The sequence below is a fragment of the Streptomyces sp. NPDC107528 genome, assembly GCF_055639295.1.
In genome coordinates this window covers 382,033-398,175 of the sequence record NZ_JBVKAV010000007.1, presented here as the reverse complement: position 1 = coordinate 398,175, position 16,143 = coordinate 382,033, and the positions used below count along the sequence as shown (strand labels likewise).

Genomic DNA, 16,143 nt, shown 5'->3' with positions numbered 1-16,143 from the left:
TGCCTACGTGGCCCGCCCAACCTGCTCGTACTGCCGCGCGAGGCCGTCCAGCAGCGCCGTCAGGCCCGTCTCGAAGGCGCGCTCGTCGATCTTCTCCTGCAACTCGGCGAGGAGATGGGCCTGCCCGAGGTGGGGGTAGTCGGCGGGGTCGTACGCGCTCGCGTCGTCCACGAAGCCCCCGGCGAACGAGCCGAGCGCCGAGCCCATGATGAAGTACCGCATCAGCGCACCGATGGACGTGGCCTGTGCCGGGGGCCAGCCCGCGTCGACCATCGCGCCGTAGACGGCGTCGGCGAGCCGCAGCGCCGCCGGGCGGCGGCCGGGGCCGCGGGCGAGGACCGGGACGATGTTCGGGTGGTCGCGCAGGGCGGCCCGGTAGGAGACTGCCCAGTCGTGCAGCGCGGTGCGCCAGTCCCGGCCGTCCTCGAACATCGACAGGTCGACCTGCGCGCTGACCGAGTCGGCGACCGCCTCCAGGATCTCGTCCTTCGTACGGAAGTGGTTGTAGAGGGAGGGCCCGCTCACGCCCAGCTCGGCCGCGAGCCGGCGCGTGGAGACGGCCGCGAGGCCCTCCGCGTCCACGAGCTCGCGAGCCGTCGCGACGATCCGGTCGTAGCTGAGGAGGGGCTTGCGGGGTCGGGCCATGGCGCACATAGTAGGGCTGCCGAACGGAAACTAGCAGTGCTAATTTAAATGTACGGCTTTCAATGTGCGGCCGTCGAAGTCCGTTCTCTGTGGGGTGACTCGGCATGAATCTGGAGCTCAGCGACGAGCAGACCGCCGTCCGGCAACTCGCCCGGGATTTCGTGGCGCGCGAGATCGCCCCGCACGTCGTCGCGTGGGACCGGGCCGAGGAGGTGGACCGCGGAGTCGTCAAGAAGCTCGGCGAGGTCGGCTTCCTGGGCCTGACCATCGACGAGGAGTACGGCGGCTCGGGCGGCGACCATCTGGCGTACTGCCTGGTCACGGAGGAGCTGGGCCGGGGCGACTCCTCGGTCCGCGGCATCGTGTCGGTCTCCCTGGGTCTGGTCGCCAAGACCGTCGCGGCCTGGGGGAGCGAGGAGCACAAGCGCCGCTGGCTGCCCGGGCTCACCTCCGGCGAGCAGGTCGGCTGCTTCGGCCTCACCGAGCCGGGCACCGGCTCCGACGCCGGCAACCTCGCCACACGGGCGGTCCGCGACGGCGACGACTACGTCATCAACGGCACCAAGATGTTCATCACGAACGGCACTTGGGCCGACGTCGTCCTGCTCTTCGCCCGCTCCACGGACGCACCCGGCCACAAGGGCGTCTCGGCCTTCCTGGTCCCCACCGACACGCCCGGCCTGGCCCGCCGCACCATCCACGGCAAGCTCGGCCTGCGCGGTCAGGCCACCGCCGAGCTGGTCCTCCAGGACGTGCGGGTGCCCGCGGCGGCCATGCTGGGGGAGGAGGGCAAGGGCTTCTCGGTCGCGATGTCCGCCCTGGCCAAGGGCCGGATGTCGGTCGCCGCAGGGTGCGTGGGCATAGCCCAGGCCGCCCTGGACGCGGCGGTCCGCTACGCCGGTGAACGCGAGCAGTTCGGCAAGTCCATCGCCCGGCACCAGCTGGTCCAGGAGCTGATCAGCGACATCGCCGTCGACGTGGACGCGGCGCGGCTGCTGACCTGGCGGGTCGCCGACCTGATCGACCGCGGGCTGCCCTTCGCCGTCGAGTCCTCCAAGGCCAAGCTGTTCGCCTCGGAGGCCGCGGTCCGCGCCGCCAACAACGCCCTCCAGGTCTTCGGCGGCTACGGCTACATCGACGAGTACCCGGCGGGCAAACTGCTGCGCGACGCCCGCGTGATGACCCTGTACGAGGGCACGAGCCAGATCCAGAAGCTGGTCATCGGGCGGGCGCTGACGGGGGTTTCGGCGTTCTGAGTACGCGGCTGAGTAGTTCAGCGGATGTGGCGCGGGCCTCGTTCGCCGACCCTTGGCCCATGAGTGACACACCGGTCAAGCAGCAGAGTACGGCCGCCTTCTACGGCCAGGCCGTCGCGTCCTTCGCGGTCGCCATGGCCGCCACCGGCATCGGCATCTACCAGCTGAGTGCCAACGCCTGGGTGCGTGGCTTCCTCGCGATCGCGGTTCTCTACCTGGTGACCTCGGCGTTCACGCTCGCCAAGGTCATCCGGGACCGTCAGGAGGCCGGGCAGATCGTCAGCCGGGTCGACCAGGCCCGGCTGGAGAAGCTGCTCGCCGACCACGACCCCTTCGAGAAGATCTGAGCCCCGAGGAGTGCGGGACCGGCCCGGGCGGGCCCGGTCCGGCTCGTTCCCGCCCCTGCCGACGCCTCGCTAAGCGCTCGCTCAGTATCGGCGGTATGGTGGTGGCTCTGTCAGCGAGAGGGGCGAGTGAGCGATGAGTACGGCGGAGGACACGGCCGACGGCGAGACGTCGGCGTGGGGTGAGGTCACGCCCGACGCGGCCCGGCGGCTGCTGATCGCCGCCGTGGAGGCCTTCGCCGAGCGTGGCTACCACGCCACCACGACCCGTGACATCGCGGGCCGCGCCGGCATGAGCCCGGCCGCGCTCTACATCCACTACAAGACCAAGGAAGAGCTGCTCCACCGCATCAGCAGGATCGGCCACGAAAAGGCCCTGGAGATCCTGCAGACGGCGGCCCGCCGGGAGGGCACGCCGAATGAGCGGCTCGCCGACGCGGTGAGCTCCTTCGTCCGCTGGCACGCCGGGGGACGTACGACCGCGCGGGTGGTGCAGTACGAGCTGGACTCGCTCGGCCCGGACGCCCGCGCCGAGATCCTCGCGCTGCGCCGGCAGTGCGACGCCGAGGTCCGCGGGATCATCGAGGACGGCGTGGCCGCCGGTGCCTTCGACGTGCTGGACGTCCACGGCACGACCCTCGCCGTCCTCTCGCTGTGCATCGACGTGGCCCGCTGGTTCAACGTCGACGGCCCCTGGACGCCCGACGAGGTCGGCGCGCTGTACGCCGACCTCGTGCTGCGGATGGTGGGCGCGAAGTAGCCCGCGCTCAGCGGTGGCCGCGGCTCAGAAGTAGTAGCGGGAGACGGACTCGGCGACGCACACCGGCTTGTCCCCGCCCTCGCGCTCCACGGTGAAGGCGACGGTCACCTGGACGCCGCCGTTGACGTCGTCCACACCGGTGATGGTGGCGGTGGCGCGCAGTCGGGAGCCGACCGGCACCGGGGCGGGGAAGCGGACCTTGTTCGTCCCGTAGTTGACGCCCATCTTCACGCCCTCGACCGCGATGAGCCGGGGTCCGAAAATGGGGAGCAGGGAGAGGGTGAGGTACCCGTGGGCGATGGTGGTCCCGAAGGGCCCCGCGGCGGCCTTCTCGGGGTCGACATGGATCCACTGGTGGTCGCCGGTCGCCTCCGCGAACAGGTCGATCCGCTTCTGGTCGACCTCCACCCAGTCGGTGTACCCCAGCTGCTCACCCACTGCCGCCTTCAGGTCGTCGGCGCCTGTGAAGATCCTCGGCTCTGCCATGTCCCGGCCTCTCGCGTCGCATGTCTCCGTCATGTCTAAGCAACTGCTTAGCATGCTAGGCCTTGGGGTCCCTGTCAACGGACGGGGGCCGTGCCGCGGTAGGTAGGTTTGAGGGGTGCCCCAGATCCCCGAGAAGATCCACGAGCTCACGGTCGGCCAGCTCGCCGCCCGTAGCGGCGCCGCCGTCTCCGCCCTGCACTTCTACGAGTCCAAGGGCCTGATCAGCAGCAGCCGCACCTCAGGCAACCAGCGCCGCTACACGCGTGACACCCTCCGGCGGGTTGCCTTCGTCCGCGCCGCCCAACGCGTCGGCATCCCCCTGGCGACGATCCGCGACGCCCTCGCCGAGCTCCCCGAGGAACGCACCCCCACCCACGAGGACTGGGCACGCCTGTCGGAGGCCTGGCGTTCGGAACTGGACGAGCGCATCAAGCAACTGAACCGCCTCCGCGACCACTTGACCGACTGCATCGGCTGCGGCTGCCTCTCCCTGGACACCTGCATCCTCTCCAACCCGAACGACGCCTTCGGTGAACGCCGGGCGGGATCGCGCCTGATGGTGGAACAGGGGGGAGGCCGGGAGAAGGGGAGGAGCGGCGGCGGGGCCGGGCGGTAGGGGCGGCGGAGGCAGGGGCAGGAGGCCGGGGGCCGCTGGCGCCGGGCAACTGCCGAGGGCAGCCGCGGCCCTGCACTCGTGGTCGTGCCCACGGAGCTGCGCCCGCGACCCGTGGCGGCGGGCGCTCATGCCGGCATGACTGGGGGCAGCGGTGTGCCGCTGGGCCGGCGCCCGTCCCCAAGAAAGCGGCACTCCGCGAGCGCGGGTGAGCGACCCCTTCGGGCGCAGCCCAAGCGCCGGGCACCCACAAGCCGGCGGAGCCCGAGTCACTCGTACTCGGTCCCGCCCTTCCGCGTCAGATACGCCGGGCTGACCGCCTTCGCGATGGCCCGCCCGCCGGTCACCGTGCTGTACCGCTCGGCGACCGGACGTATCACGACGCCCTCCCGCAGATGCAGCTCCCGCCCGGACACGGTCTCCCGTCCGCCGGCGACCTCCAGCACCCGCTCGATGTCGTACGGGCCCTCGAACAGGCGTGGCACCAGAGGCAGTTCACCCTTCAGCACCTCCGTCGCGTCCAGCCACTGCACCCGGCCGTCGATCTCCGCGGAGACGTCGAACACGGCGTACCCCAAGGTCTCCCGGCGCCCGTCGGCGCCGTACGTCAGGTCCTGCACGCCCGCGCCGTACACCTCACCGAAGACGCCCACCCGCCGCGCGCCCAGTCGCTCGGCCACCCGAGCCGCGACCTCGGCGACGCCGTACGCCTGCACCGCCCGCCAGTACAGGTTCCGTGGGTCCTCCTTCAGCGCCAGCGACTTCGACCCGAAGCCCTTGGAGGACACGTACATCCGCTCCTCGTCGGCGACATACGTGAGCAGGCACGCCGACCCGTGCAGCTTCTCGGTCAGCACCACCGGCTCGCCCGGGGTGAAGATGTCCGGATACCGCTGGATGTTCTCGATGTCGACCCACGGCAGCAGATCCGGCGCCGACTCCACGTCGCCGGACATCGTGGGCGGGACCGGCGGCACCCACTTGGTGATCCCGAGCCGCTCGGCGAAGTCGGCGCCCTCCGCAGCCGCGCGCGCCAGGTCGACGTCGGCCAGAGCCTTCGGCCGGCACACGATGCCCTGCGACAGCTCACCGCGCAGCCGCACCGCCTTGACCCGGTCCGCCTTGCTCCCCGCCAGCCGCCCGGTCAGCCCCAGCTCCTCGATCAGCCCCGCCGGCAGCACGGACTGCTCCGGGATGTACACGGCGGCGTCACCCGTGCGGTACGCGCCCTTGGCGACGACGGCGCGGTACAGACCCACCTGGGCCAGCTCCAGCGCGTCGGCGTTGGGATGTTCGTGGACGGTCAGCACTTCGGCGGTGACGCGCAGCGTCGACATGAGGCTCCTCGGTATTGCTCAGACGGGGGTGTCGCTCAGACGGGTTTCATCGCCCCCAACTGTCCGGACGGGAAAGGGATGGAGCGACCGGATTACCGCCTGCTATCGTCGCGATCTTCGGCCGGCGGCCCGCTGCCGTGCACGGAGTCCTGACGGGACCGACCCACCATGTCCTCAGCCGCCCTTGACGCAGCCCTCGCCCAGATCGACACCGTCTTCAGCGGATTCGCGAGCCCCGACGAGACCGGCTGCGGCTACTGCCACGCGCCCGGGGAGATCGCGTACCTGCGTACGCCGGACGTGCCCATCCCCGAGGACGTGGTGTGGTACTTCCTCTTCGAGGTGCCCGACCACTTCGACGACCACGCGGCCGTGATGCGCCGCCTGCTGCCGCAGGCGGTACGGGCGATGGCCGACGGCGTCCCGGGCGCGATCGGCCACGGGTGTCATGGGCTGTCCCGGGTGGACTGGCGCCTTTGGCCGGCCGAGCAGGCCGCAGCGATCGAGACGTTCCTGCACGCCTGGTGGCAGGCCGCCCTGGCGTCGCCCGAGCCGCCGTACGGCATCGACGGCATCTTCGACACCTGCGCCACGATCGCCAGGACAGTGACCCCTTTCCTCGCGGGGTGGGGTCCCGGCCGGGTCGCCGACGCGCACCTCGCTCGCTGCGCCGACGTCTGGCTCTACGACCTGCTGTCCGACTCCTCACCCTTCTGCTGGTGGTACGACGACACCGCGGACGCCGGGCTTACGGACCTGCGCACCTGGCTCTCGGGTCCCGGCGCCGCACGCCTGCACGAGGCGGGCGAGTACGACCTCGCGACCCGCGCCGAACTCCTCGACCTGCCCTACGACGAGCGCTGGGCCCACCCGTACTGAGCCAGCCCCTCGGCCACCAACTCGGCGTTGGAAGCCGCCCGTTCCCCGTCCGGAAGGACCAGCGTGTCCTCCAGGCCGATGCGCGTCGCCAGCCCCAGCCTTCCCGCCAGCCGCAGCACGGGCCAGGTACCCCCGTCCTCCCCGTGCAGCAGCACCGGGCGGCCGAACGCCGGGCCCAGGTCGGTCAGCAGCGAGTGCGCGGTCCCCTCGGCCGTCTCGGCCGACGTGTCCGTCACCTCCGCCAGCACCCGCAGCACCCTTGGCCCCAGCGGCGAGGCCGCGAACCGGACCGCCCCGTCCGTGCCGGACCAGATGCCGGCCTCGACGCCGACGCCGCGCTCGATCAGCGCCGCAGCGATCTTTTCGGCGCCCTCCTCATGCCAGTTGACCGAGGCGTGGTCCGGCAGCACGGTCCAGCTCCGGATGCGCTCCAGCCGCTTCTCGGGCTCCGGCTCCGCCCAGGCGCCCGTCGTCACCCCGACCGGCACCGACACCCGCGCCCGGATCGCCGCCAGCGTCGGTGCGAGCACGCGCGGCGACAGACTGTCCCCACCGCAGGGGGTCTTGGGATGGACATGGAGGTCCGTGGCCCCGGCCGCGACGGCCTCGGCCGCGGAGTCGGCCAGCGCATCCGGCGAGAGCGGCACCACCGCACCGTCGCCCGCTCCGCGGGACCCGTTCAGACACACCTGGATCATGGCTCGATGGTGTCAGTCACCACTGACATCTGGCCCAGACGGCATGACGGGTGGGCAATAGGGGGTGCGGCATCCCCGGCGCACCCCCGTCGTACTAGGCGGACACCAACAACCGCCGCTCGCGCCGCGACGCCGCCAGCGCTTCCGGCGTGAGAACCGGACGCGGCACCACGATTCCGCAGTCCGTGCAGACCGGGCCCGACGACGGTTCATGGGCCAGGTCGTACTGCCAGACCAGTCGCTCCCCGCCGCACACCGGGCACTCGCAACCCGGATCGCGCTCCAGCGCGGAGATCAGTCGGCGCAGCACCTCGGCCAGTGGTTCATCGGGGTGGACCCGGGGGTTGTCGCACCAGGCGACTCCGAAACCGCCCCAGGTCAGCCGGTGCCAGTCGTCCACGCTGCCCGGCCTGCGCAGTCCGTCGTGCTTTTCCTTCCTGCGTCGCTCGGCGAACTCGACCTCGTAGGCCAGCCAGACCGAACGCGCTTCCTCCAGCTCGTCCAACGCAGCCACGAGCCGCGCCGGATCGGGGGACCGGTCCTCCGGACCGAATCCTGCCCGGGAGCACAAGTGGTCCCAGGTCGCCCTGTGCCCGTAAGGAGCGAAACGCTCAAGGCACTTACGCAGCGAGTAGCGCCGAAGCGCCAGATCGCACCGCGGGTCGCGCACCTGTCTCGCCAGACTCCGGAAACCGGCCATCGCCCTGCACCTCCGTCACACCTGCACCTGTACTTCGGTCACTTCGGCGTCGCCGCACGGACTTCGCGCGACGTTGACGAATAGACGTATCGACAAGCGATTCGGCTCCATCCCCGCTCCATCCGATTTCCGATGGCCTCCATAGCGCTCCCTCGTGCGGTCTCTGTCGCGTTCCCAGGCGACTCCCAAACATGACGCATGTTCATCTTCAATCTCGGGGATACCGCCGGTAACATCCCGGCTCACCCTCGTCGGTAGGAGCGGCCATGCCACGGCGTACCCCACGCAACGCCTTAGTCGGACTGAGAACTCCCGGCAGATTCCACGGGTTCCTGAAGACCGCATCCATATGCGCTCTGATCGCCGGTCTTTTGTCGCCATTTTCCCCGGCGGTCGCCGCGCCCGAGGCGTCGGCCGAGGCGCCGGCGGCCGCCGACCACTGCGGGAAGCAGTGCTCCGACATCCTTCCGCCGGGCCAGAACGGCAACGCGACCCTCGCCCAGATCCTGCTCAACCAGGCCTTCGGCACGATGCCCGAACACGCCTCCGACCAGCTGGGTCCCTATGCCGACCTGGCCAAGGGCCACCCCGGCCTCACCAACGCGACGATCAACAACTTCTTCAACGACGCCTCGTTCGGCGTCCCGTCCGATCAAGTCGCCTCCACCGTGAATCCCGCCGGGCGCGGCGACGTGACGATCGTCCGTGACAAGAAGACGGGTGTGCCGCACATCACCGGTACCACCAGATTCGGCACGGAGTTCGGCGCCGGCTATGCGGCCGCCCAGGACCGGCTGTGGCTGATGGACGTCTTCCGGCACGTCGGACGCGGGCAGCTGACCTCCTTCGCGGGAGGCGCGCCGTCCAACCAGGGCCTGGAGCAGCAGTTCTGGCGCCACGCGCCGTACACCGAGGCCGACCTCCAGGCCCAGATCGACAGCGCCGTCGCCTCGAACGGCGAACGCGGGCAGCTGGCTTTCGCCGACGCGAAGGCCTACCTCGACGGCATCAACGCCTACATCGACGCCTCCGACAGCGGCCGCTACTTCCCCGGCGAGTACGTCCTGACCGGTCACAAGGACTCCGTCACCAACGCCGGCACGATCGAGCACTTCAAGCTGACCGACATGGTCGCGCTGGGCTCCGTGATCGGTGCCCTGTTCGGCTCCGGGGGCGGCGGCGAGGTCAACAACGCGATCTCGCTGCTGGCCGCCCAGGAGAAGTACGGTGTGGCCGACGGCACCGAGCTCTGGGAGTCCTTCCGCGAGCGCAACGACCCCGAAGCCGTCGTCACCGTCCACGACAAGAGCTTCCCGTACGCCACCAAGCCCGAGAACCCACAGGGCGCGGCCCTGCCGGACGCCGGCTCGGTCGCCGAGGAACAGCTCGTGTACGACCGCGCCGGCAGCGCGGCCGGTTCCGCCGCGGCCGGCGCCTCCGCCAAGGCCGCCGAGACCGCGATGACCTCGGCGAAGCGGGGTATGTCCAACGCCCTGGTGGTGAGCGGCGAGCACACCGCGAGCGGCCACCCGGTCGCCGTCTTCGGCCCGCAGACCGGGTACTTCGCACCCCAGCTCCTCCTGCTCCAGGAGATCCAGGGCCCCGGCATCAGCGCGCGCGGCGCCTCCTTCGCGGGCCTGAGCATGTACGTCGAGCTCGGCCGCGGCCAGGACTACTCATGGAGCGCCACGACGTCCGGCCAGGACATCATCGACACCTACGCCGTCGAGCTGTGCCAGGACGACCACCACTACCTGTACCGCGGCACCTGCACGGCGATGGAGAAGATCGAGCAGAAGAACGCCTGGAAGCCGACGACGGCCGACAGCACCCCCGCGGGCTCGTACACGATGCGTGTCTGGCGGACGAAGTACGGCCCCGTCACGCACCGCGCGACCGTCGGCGGCAAGAAGGTCGCCTACACCACCCTGCGCTCCTCCTACCTGCACGAGGCCGACTCCATCATCGGCTTCCAGATGCTGAACGACCCCGACTACGTCAAGGGCCCGGAGGACTTCCAGAAGGCGGTGCAGCACATCAACTACACCTTCAACTGGTTCTACGCCGACTCCGAGCACACCGCCTACTACAACAGCGGCGACAACCCGGTGCGGGCGACCGGCGTCGACGCGGAGTTCCCCGCATGGGCACAGTCGGCCTACGAGTGGCGGAACTGGGACCCGGCGACGAACACGGCGCAGTACACCCCGCCCTCGGCCCACCCCAACTCCATCGACCAGGACTACTACGTCTCCTGGAACAACAAGCAGGCCAAGGACTACACGACCGCACCTTGGGGCGACGGCTCGGTCCACCGCGGCAACCTGCTTCAGGACCGGGTGCGCAAGCTCGTCGACGCGGGCGGCGTGACCCGGGCCTCGCTGGTGAAGGCGATGGCCGACGCGGGCCTTGCCGACCTGCGTGCCGAGGACGTACTCCCGGACCTGCTCAAGGTCGTCACCAGTTCCCCGGTGACCGACCCGACGGCCTCGGTGGCGGTGAGCAAGCTGCAGACGTGGCTGTCGGCGGGCGGCAAGCGCACCGAGACGTCGGCCGGTTCGAAGAAGTACGCCGACGCCGACGCGATCCGCATCCTGGACGCGTGGTGGCCTCTGCTGGTGAAGGCCCAGTTCGAACCGAGCCTCGGCAGCGAACTGTATGCCGCGATGACGGACAACCTGCCCATCGACGAGTCCCCGTCGGCCGCCCACGGCCCGACCGGCGCGCACGCCGGAAGCGCCTTCCAGTACGGCTGGTGGTCCTACGTCGACAAGGACATCCGCGCCGTGCTCGGTGAGCCGGTCCAGGGGCCGCTCGACCGCGAGTACTGCGGCGGCGGCAGCCTCAGCGCCTGCCGCGACCTTCTGATCGGCACCCTGAAGGAGGCGGCCGGCAAGACCGCGGCCCAGGTCTACCCCGGCGACGACCAGTGCTCGGCGGGCGACCAGTGGTGTGCCGACTCGATCGTCCAGCGCACCCTGGGCGGCATCAAGCACGGCAGGATCAGCTGGCAGAACCGGCCGACGTATCAGCAGGTGGTGGAGTTCACGTCACACCGGTGACGGCAAGGTGGCGGCGGGTCACTTGATGCGGCCCGCCGCCAGCACCACCTGCGCCAGCTCCCGGTGCACGATGTCGCTGTGCGCCCCCGCCGGCGGCCCCCCGCGCTTGACGACCGCCGCCGCGTCGATGTTCACGCACCCCGAGGTGGGCAACCTCGCCTTCAGCGCGTCGGCCAGCTTGAACGACCGAGTCCCCGGCACCGCCTGCACCCCGCCGTGCCCCAACGCACCCCACTTGGCGCCCAGCATCCGGCCGACGTCGACAGCCGCGACCCCTCGCGCGTCCCCCGCCATGCGGGAGGCCAGCGGATACACCGTCGACAGGGCCGAGTCGTGCCGCGAGTGGCAGCACACCAGCGGTCCGTCGATGCGGTTCTGCTGGCCCTCCAGCACCCCGCCCGCGCGCGCGTCGTGCGGCAGCCGGGACGCGAACGCGTAGTGCGAGAAGGCGCCTTGGAGCAGCGTCACCGACTTCACCGTGCGCACGCCCTTCGGCAGCCCGCGCAGCGCGAACGACACCAGCCGCGCTCCGAAGCTGTGCCCGACCAGATGCACCCGCACCTGGGGCGCCCGCCCGGCCAGCTGCCCCACCACCCTTCCGAGCCCACGCTCACCGACCGTTCCGGCGCGTCGCTTCATGGCGTAGTACGTGGCCTGCCGCAGCAGCTCGTGCGCGCCCTCCCAGGGGTTCGGCAGCGAGAACGAGGCCGCACCATCGGGCACGGGGTCGGGCGCGCTGCCCTCCGGAGTTCTGTCCGGCGCTTCGAGATGCGCCAGCGCCCGCGCGAACTCCTCGCACACCGCCGCCACCGGCCCCGAGAGCATGTCCGGCGAGTTCTGCGGCACGCCCTCCGCCAGCGTGTCCGCCGCGAACAGCACCTGCGGTCCCGGCGGAACAACGTCCACCAGCATCCGCACCAGCCGTCCGAACTCCTCCAACTCGGCCTCCTCACGCGGCTGTTGGTCCAACAGTCGCGCGATCTGGTCGATCACGGTCGCCCGCCCGGGAAAGGTCTCCAGCAGCGCGTGCCGCGTGTCCTTGTCGAGCGCCGGACGACGCGGAAGCTCGGCCGCCACCGCCCGCGGGAAGTCCGGGATCGGCTCGTCAGCGAACCTCATCGACGGCCAGACCACGCCCACGTACCCGATCTTCGCCGCCGGGGCGAGCTGCGGGATCGGTGCGAAGAAGCGGTCGTAGAGCCGGGTCGCCACCGAGCGGTCGTTGTTCCAGCCGTGCGCGAAGACGATCAGATCACGGACGTGGTGCTGCGCCACCTGGGCCAGCAGCCGGTCCCGCTTCCCGGAGTCCGGATCGCCGTCCGCGTCGAAGGTCAGCTCCCAGTAAGGAGTCACGCTCACTGCCGGTTCCGCCATGACGGGCCCTCTCGTCCCCCGAAGTGGTGCGATACGGGCGCATCGTCCTGCTACCGGGCGGGATTGGCCATACGTCATCACCCATCCGTGTAACCCGCCGTGGTGGCCATGAGCACGGGCCGCTCACTTGTACAGGAGGTACTCCCGCCGCACCCGCCGGAACGCCGCCAGCTCCCCCTGCCAGCCCGCCACCACCTCGTCGGCGCTCGCGCCCGCGTCGATCATCGTGCGGACCTGCGCGGAGCCGGTGAGCTTGTCGATCCAGTTGTCCGGACGCCAACTGAAACCGCTCCAGGCCCTCTTGGCGGTCACCAGCAGGGCGATGCCGGTGCGGACGGGGTCGTATGCGGCGCGGTCGTGGACGTGGAGCTGTACGCCGCCGATGGTCTTGCCCTGGAACTTGGAGAACGTGGGCGCGAAGTATGCCTCCCTGAAGCGCACGCCGGGGAGCCCAAGTTCGTTCGCGGCCGCCGCCCAGCGTCCGTCGATGCCCTCAGCGCCCAGCAGCTCGAAGGGGCGGGTGGTGCCGCGTCCCTCCGAGAGGTTCGTGCCCTCGAAGAGGCAGGTGCCCGAGTAGACCAGCGCAGTGTCCGGCGTCGGCATGTTCGGGCTCGGCGGCACCCACGGCAGGTCCCAGGCGTCGTAGAACCCGGACCGCTTCCAGCCCGTCATCCGTACGGTCTCCAGCGCCACCGGGGTGGTGAGGAACTCCCCGTTGAACAGCCGCGCCAGCTCGGCGACCGTCATGCCGTGCGCCTGGGAGATGGGCCGGCGGCCGACGAAGGTGGCGAACTCCTTGTGGAGGACGGGGCCTTGGGCCGCGCGTCCGGTCACCGGGTTCGGCCGGTCAAGTACGACGAAGCGCTTGCCGGCCAGCTGGGCCGCCTCCATGCAGTCGTAGAGCGTCCAGATGTAGGTGTAGAAGCGGGCGCCCACGTCCTGGATGTCGAAGACCACCGTGTCCACGCCGGACGCGGTGAAGATGTCGGCGAGGGGGCGGCCGCTCTTCAGGTACGTGTCGTAGACCGGGAGCCCGGTCGCCGGGTCGTCGTAGCGGCCCTCGGAGCCGCCCGCCTGGGCGGTGCCGCGAAAGCCGTGCTCGGGGCCGAAGACGGCCGTCAGGTTCACCCTCTCGTCGGCGTGCATGACGTCTACGATGTGGCGGACGTCGCGGGTCACGCCGGTGGGGTTGGTGACGATTCCGACGCTCTGGCCCCGCAGGTCCGCGTAGCCGTTTGCGGCGAGGTTCTCGAAGCCGGTCCGCAGGCGGTGCCGGGTCGCTGAGGCCGGGGGTGCGGCGGAGAGAGCGGTTGCTGCCGTGGTCGCTGCGAGGAGAGCTCGTCTGGATAGGCGCATGAGGGGCACGGTATTGCTCCCGCAGGGTGTGGGGAAGGTGCCGTCGTTTGTGGCTTGTCGCGCCCACGCGGCGGAGCCGCACATCGATACGGCCCCGCGCCCCTGGAGGGCGCTTGCAGTCGCCCTTCCGTGTGACATACCGACCGGTTAGTCTGGTCGTCATAGCAGAGCCGCAGTCGAAGGAGACCGATGGTGGAAGCCGTTCAGGGTGCCGGAGTCGTCGTGACCGGGGCTGGGGGTGGCATCGGGGCCGCGCTGGCCCGGCGCTTTGCCGCCGAGGGGGCTCGTGTCGTCGTCAACGATCTGGACGCGGGGAAGGCCGAGGCGGTCGCCGAGGAGATCGGCGGCATCGCGGTCGCCGGTGATGCCTCCGCCGTCGTCGCCGATGCCCGGGACGCGCTGGGTGGCACGGTCGACGTCTACTGCGCCAACGCCGGAGTCGCCTTCGGGGGTGACGACCCCGGACAGCCGCTCGACGAGAAGGCCTGGTCGACGTCCTGGGACGTCAATGTGATGGCACACGTGCGTGCGGCCAACGAACTGCTCCCCGCCTGGCTGGAGCGCGGCAGCGGACGTTTCGTCTCCACCGTCTCCGCCGCCGGACTGCTCACCATGATCGGCGCCGCGCCCTACGCCGTCACCAAGCACGGCGCCTATGCCTTCGCCGAGTACCTGTCGCTGACGTACCGCCACCGCGGCGTCAAGGTGCACGCCATCTGCCCGCAGGGCGTGCGCACCGACATGCTGGACGCCACCGGCAGCGCGGGTGACCTGGTGCTCAAGCCCACCGCCATCGCGCCACAGGACGTGGCGGACGCCCTGTTCAAGGGCATGGCGGAGGACCGCTTCCTGATCCTGCCGCACCCCGAGGTCTCCGGGTACTACCAGGCGCGGGCCGCCGAGCCGGACCGCTGGCTGACCAACATGAACCACCTCCAGCAGAAGTGGGAGGAAGCCCGGTGACCGAATCCCCGTACGCGGCCAAGCCCTGGGTGGCCCTGCTCACCGACGTCCAGCGCGCCCCGATCGCACCGGCCGACTCGCTCGTGCACGCCCTGCGCCGGGCCGTCGCCGAGACCCCGGAGCGCGTCTTCCTCGCGTACTTCGACGGCCGCCTCGCCTACCGCGAGGTCGACGAGCTCAGCGACTCCGTCGCCGGGCACCTCGCCGCCCGTGGCCTGGAGCGCGGCGACCGGGTGGCGATCCTGCTGCAGAACTCCCCGCACTTCGTGCTCGCCCTGCTCGGCGCCTGGAAGGCGGGGGCGGTCGTCGTGCCGGTCAACCCCATGTACAAGTCGGGGGAGGTGGGCCATGTCCTGCGGGACGGGGAAGTGGCCGCGCTGATCTGCTCGGACCGGGCCTGGGAGTCGTATCTGCGCGAGACCGCGGCCGACTCGCCGGTGCGGATCGTGCTCACCGGCTGTGAGCTGGACTTCCAGACGCGGGGCGACGAGCGCGTGCTGACCTTCGAGCGACTGCCGGGCGCCGAGGACGCCGACGACCTGACGGCCGTCGCCCGAGCCGGGCACAAGGCGCCGCAGGGGCGTGAGCTCGGCCCGTCCGACATCGCGCTGATCAGCTACACCTCGGGTACGAGCGGCACCCCCAAGGGCGCCACCAACACGCACGGCAACGTCATGTACAACGCCGAGCGCCAGCGGACGGGGCTCGGCCTGCCGGACGCGCCCGTGTACTACGCGCTGGCGCCCCTGTTCCACATCACCGGGATGGTCTGCCAGCTCGGCGCGAGCCTCAACAGCGCGGGCACGCTGGTGCTGACGTACCGCTTCGACGCGGGTGTCGTGCTGGACGCGTTCGCCGAGCACCGGCCGCACTACACGGTCGGCCCGTCGACGGCCTTCATGGCGCTGGCCGCCCACCCGGCCGTCACCCCGGAGCACTTCTCCTCCTTTGTGAACATCTCTTCGGGCGGCGCCCCCGTGCCGCCCGCCCTGGTGGAGAAGTTCCGGGCCGGCTTCGGGCCGTACATCCGCAACGGCTACGGCCTCACCGAGTGCACCGCCCCGTGCGCCTCCGTCCCGCCCGGCCTGGAGGCCCCCGTCGACCCGGCCTCCGGGACACTGGCCGTGGGGCTGCCGGGCCCGGAGACGGTCGTACGGATCGTCGACGAGCAGGGCCAGGAGGTGCCGTTCGGCGAGCAGGGCGAGATCGTGGTGCGCGGGCCGCAGGTCGTGCCCGGCTACTGGAGGCGCCCCGACGCCACCGCCGAGACCTTCCCCGACGGCGAACTGCGCACCGGGGACATCGGCTTCATGGACGCCGAGGGCTGGCTGTACGTCGTCGACCGCAAGAAGGACATGATCAACGCGTCCGGCTTCAAGGTGTGGCCGCGCGAGGTCGAGGACGTGCTCTACACGCACCCGGCGGTGCGCGAGGCGGCCGTCGTGGGGGTGCCCGACGGGTACCGCGGGGAGACCGTCAAGGCGTACATCAGCCTCCGTCCGGGTGCGGAAACGGACCCCGACACACTCGCCGCTTACTGCAAGGAGAGACTGGCCGCCTACAAATATCCGCGTCAGGTGGAGATCCTGCCGGACTTGCCCAAGACGGCAAGTGGGAAGATCCTCCGTCGGGAACTTCGTTCCCGCGCGAACGACGGCTAGACGCAAGCA

General features: G+C 70.8%; 15 protein-coding genes. 8 read left to right on the top strand and 7 right to left on the bottom strand.

Features of this window, described 5'->3' with window-relative positions; all coding sequences use genetic code 11:
• Nucleotides 1–3 precede the first annotated feature (3 nt).
• The gene (locus ACZ7L5_RS24235; RefSeq protein ID WP_328882685.1) at nucleotides 4–645 is read right to left on the bottom strand and encodes a TetR/AcrR family transcriptional regulator; all 642 of its coding nucleotides are present in this window, start codon (nucleotides 643–645) and stop codon (nucleotides 4–6) included.
• A gap of 104 nt (nucleotides 646–749) precedes the next feature.
• Here ACZ7L5_RS24235 and ACZ7L5_RS24230 point away from each other — a divergent pair, with 104 nt between their 5' ends.
• From ACZ7L5_RS24230 to ACZ7L5_RS24220, 3 genes are all read left to right on the top strand, one after another.
• Entirely contained in the window at nucleotides 750–1,901 is a 1,152-nt protein-coding gene (locus tag ACZ7L5_RS24230; protein WP_471518695.1) for an acyl-CoA dehydrogenase family protein, read from the top strand.
• 59 nt (nucleotides 1,902–1,960) lie between these two features.
• The gene (locus tag ACZ7L5_RS24225; protein WP_328428790.1) at nucleotides 1,961–2,248 is read left to right on the top strand and encodes a YiaA/YiaB family inner membrane protein; all 288 of its coding nucleotides are present in this window, start codon (nucleotides 1,961–1,963) and stop codon (nucleotides 2,246–2,248) included.
• 133 nt (nucleotides 2,249–2,381) lie between these two features.
• Nucleotides 2,382–3,005 (top strand): TetR/AcrR family transcriptional regulator, encoded by a 624-nt coding sequence (locus tag ACZ7L5_RS24220; RefSeq protein ID WP_363038867.1) that lies wholly within the window; start codon nucleotides 2,382–2,384, stop codon nucleotides 3,003–3,005.
• Nucleotides 3,006–3,029: 24 nt separating this feature from the next.
• Here the strand turns inward: ACZ7L5_RS24220 and ACZ7L5_RS24215 are convergent, their stop codons facing one another.
• Complete coding sequence (locus ACZ7L5_RS24215) at nucleotides 3,030–3,491, bottom strand: MaoC family dehydratase (RefSeq protein ID WP_471518694.1); 462 nt, start codon at nucleotides 3,489–3,491, stop codon at nucleotides 3,030–3,032.
• Nucleotides 3,492–3,606: 115 nt separating this feature from the next.
• Between ACZ7L5_RS24215 and soxR the strand changes: the two genes are divergently transcribed.
• Entirely contained in the window at nucleotides 3,607–4,107 is a 501-nt protein-coding gene (gene soxR / locus ACZ7L5_RS24210) for a redox-sensitive transcriptional activator SoxR (RefSeq protein WP_328882689.1), read from the top strand.
• Between the two features lie 266 nt (nucleotides 4,108–4,373).
• On the opposite strand, the gene ACZ7L5_RS24205 is transcribed toward soxR, so the two are convergent.
• Nucleotides 4,374–5,441: an RNA ligase (ATP) gene (locus ACZ7L5_RS24205; RefSeq protein ID WP_471518693.1), complete on the bottom strand. Its 1,068-nt coding sequence runs from the start codon at nucleotides 5,439–5,441 to the stop codon at nucleotides 4,374–4,376.
• Between the two features lie 168 nt (nucleotides 5,442–5,609).
• Between ACZ7L5_RS24205 and ACZ7L5_RS24200 the strand changes: the two genes are divergently transcribed.
• A complete protein-coding gene (locus ACZ7L5_RS24200; RefSeq protein ID WP_471518692.1) occupies nucleotides 5,610–6,320 on the top strand; it encodes a hypothetical protein in 711 nt (236 codons plus the stop codon).
• On the opposite strand, the gene ACZ7L5_RS24195 is transcribed toward ACZ7L5_RS24200, so the two are convergent.
• The gene (locus ACZ7L5_RS24195) at nucleotides 6,290–7,018 is read right to left on the bottom strand and encodes a 3-keto-5-aminohexanoate cleavage protein (RefSeq protein ID WP_471518691.1); all 729 of its coding nucleotides are present in this window, start codon (nucleotides 7,016–7,018) and stop codon (nucleotides 6,290–6,292) included. The two genes, ACZ7L5_RS24200 and ACZ7L5_RS24195, sit on opposite strands and share 31 nt — an antisense overlap.
• A gap of 94 nt (nucleotides 7,019–7,112) precedes the next feature.
• Nucleotides 7,113–7,718, bottom strand: coding sequence for a hypothetical protein (locus ACZ7L5_RS24190; RefSeq protein ID WP_328882693.1), 606 nt, complete (start codon nucleotides 7,716–7,718; stop codon nucleotides 7,113–7,115).
• Between the two features lie 266 nt (nucleotides 7,719–7,984).
• Between ACZ7L5_RS24190 and ACZ7L5_RS24185 the strand changes: the two genes are divergently transcribed.
• On the top strand, nucleotides 7,985–10,780 hold the full coding sequence (locus tag ACZ7L5_RS24185) for a penicillin acylase family protein (RefSeq protein WP_471518690.1): 2,796 nt from the start codon (nucleotides 7,985–7,987) through the stop codon (nucleotides 10,778–10,780).
• 18 nt (nucleotides 10,781–10,798) lie between these two features.
• Here the strand turns inward: ACZ7L5_RS24185 and ACZ7L5_RS24180 are convergent, their stop codons facing one another.
• Both ACZ7L5_RS24180 and ACZ7L5_RS24175 read right to left on the bottom strand, forming a co-directional pair.
• Nucleotides 10,799–12,154, bottom strand: a complete 1,356-nt coding sequence (locus tag ACZ7L5_RS24180; protein WP_471518689.1) for a serine-threonine protein kinase — start codon at nucleotides 12,152–12,154, stop codon at nucleotides 10,799–10,801.
• Between the two features lie 123 nt (nucleotides 12,155–12,277).
• On the bottom strand, nucleotides 12,278–13,510 hold the full coding sequence (locus tag ACZ7L5_RS24175) for an exo-beta-N-acetylmuramidase NamZ family protein (protein WP_471518688.1): 1,233 nt from the start codon (nucleotides 13,508–13,510) through the stop codon (nucleotides 12,278–12,280).
• A gap of 189 nt (nucleotides 13,511–13,699) precedes the next feature.
• Between ACZ7L5_RS24175 and ACZ7L5_RS24170 the strand changes: the two genes are divergently transcribed.
• Both ACZ7L5_RS24170 and ACZ7L5_RS24165 read left to right on the top strand, forming a co-directional pair.
• Nucleotides 13,700–14,473, top strand: a complete 774-nt coding sequence (locus tag ACZ7L5_RS24170; RefSeq protein WP_471518687.1) for an SDR family oxidoreductase — start codon at nucleotides 13,700–13,702, stop codon at nucleotides 14,471–14,473.
• Complete coding sequence (locus tag ACZ7L5_RS24165; protein ID WP_471518686.1) at nucleotides 14,470–16,134, top strand: class I adenylate-forming enzyme family protein; 1,665 nt, start codon at nucleotides 14,470–14,472, stop codon at nucleotides 16,132–16,134. The genes ACZ7L5_RS24170 and ACZ7L5_RS24165 overlap by 4 nt, the downstream gene beginning before the upstream one ends.
• Nucleotides 16,135–16,143: the final 9 nt, after the last annotated feature.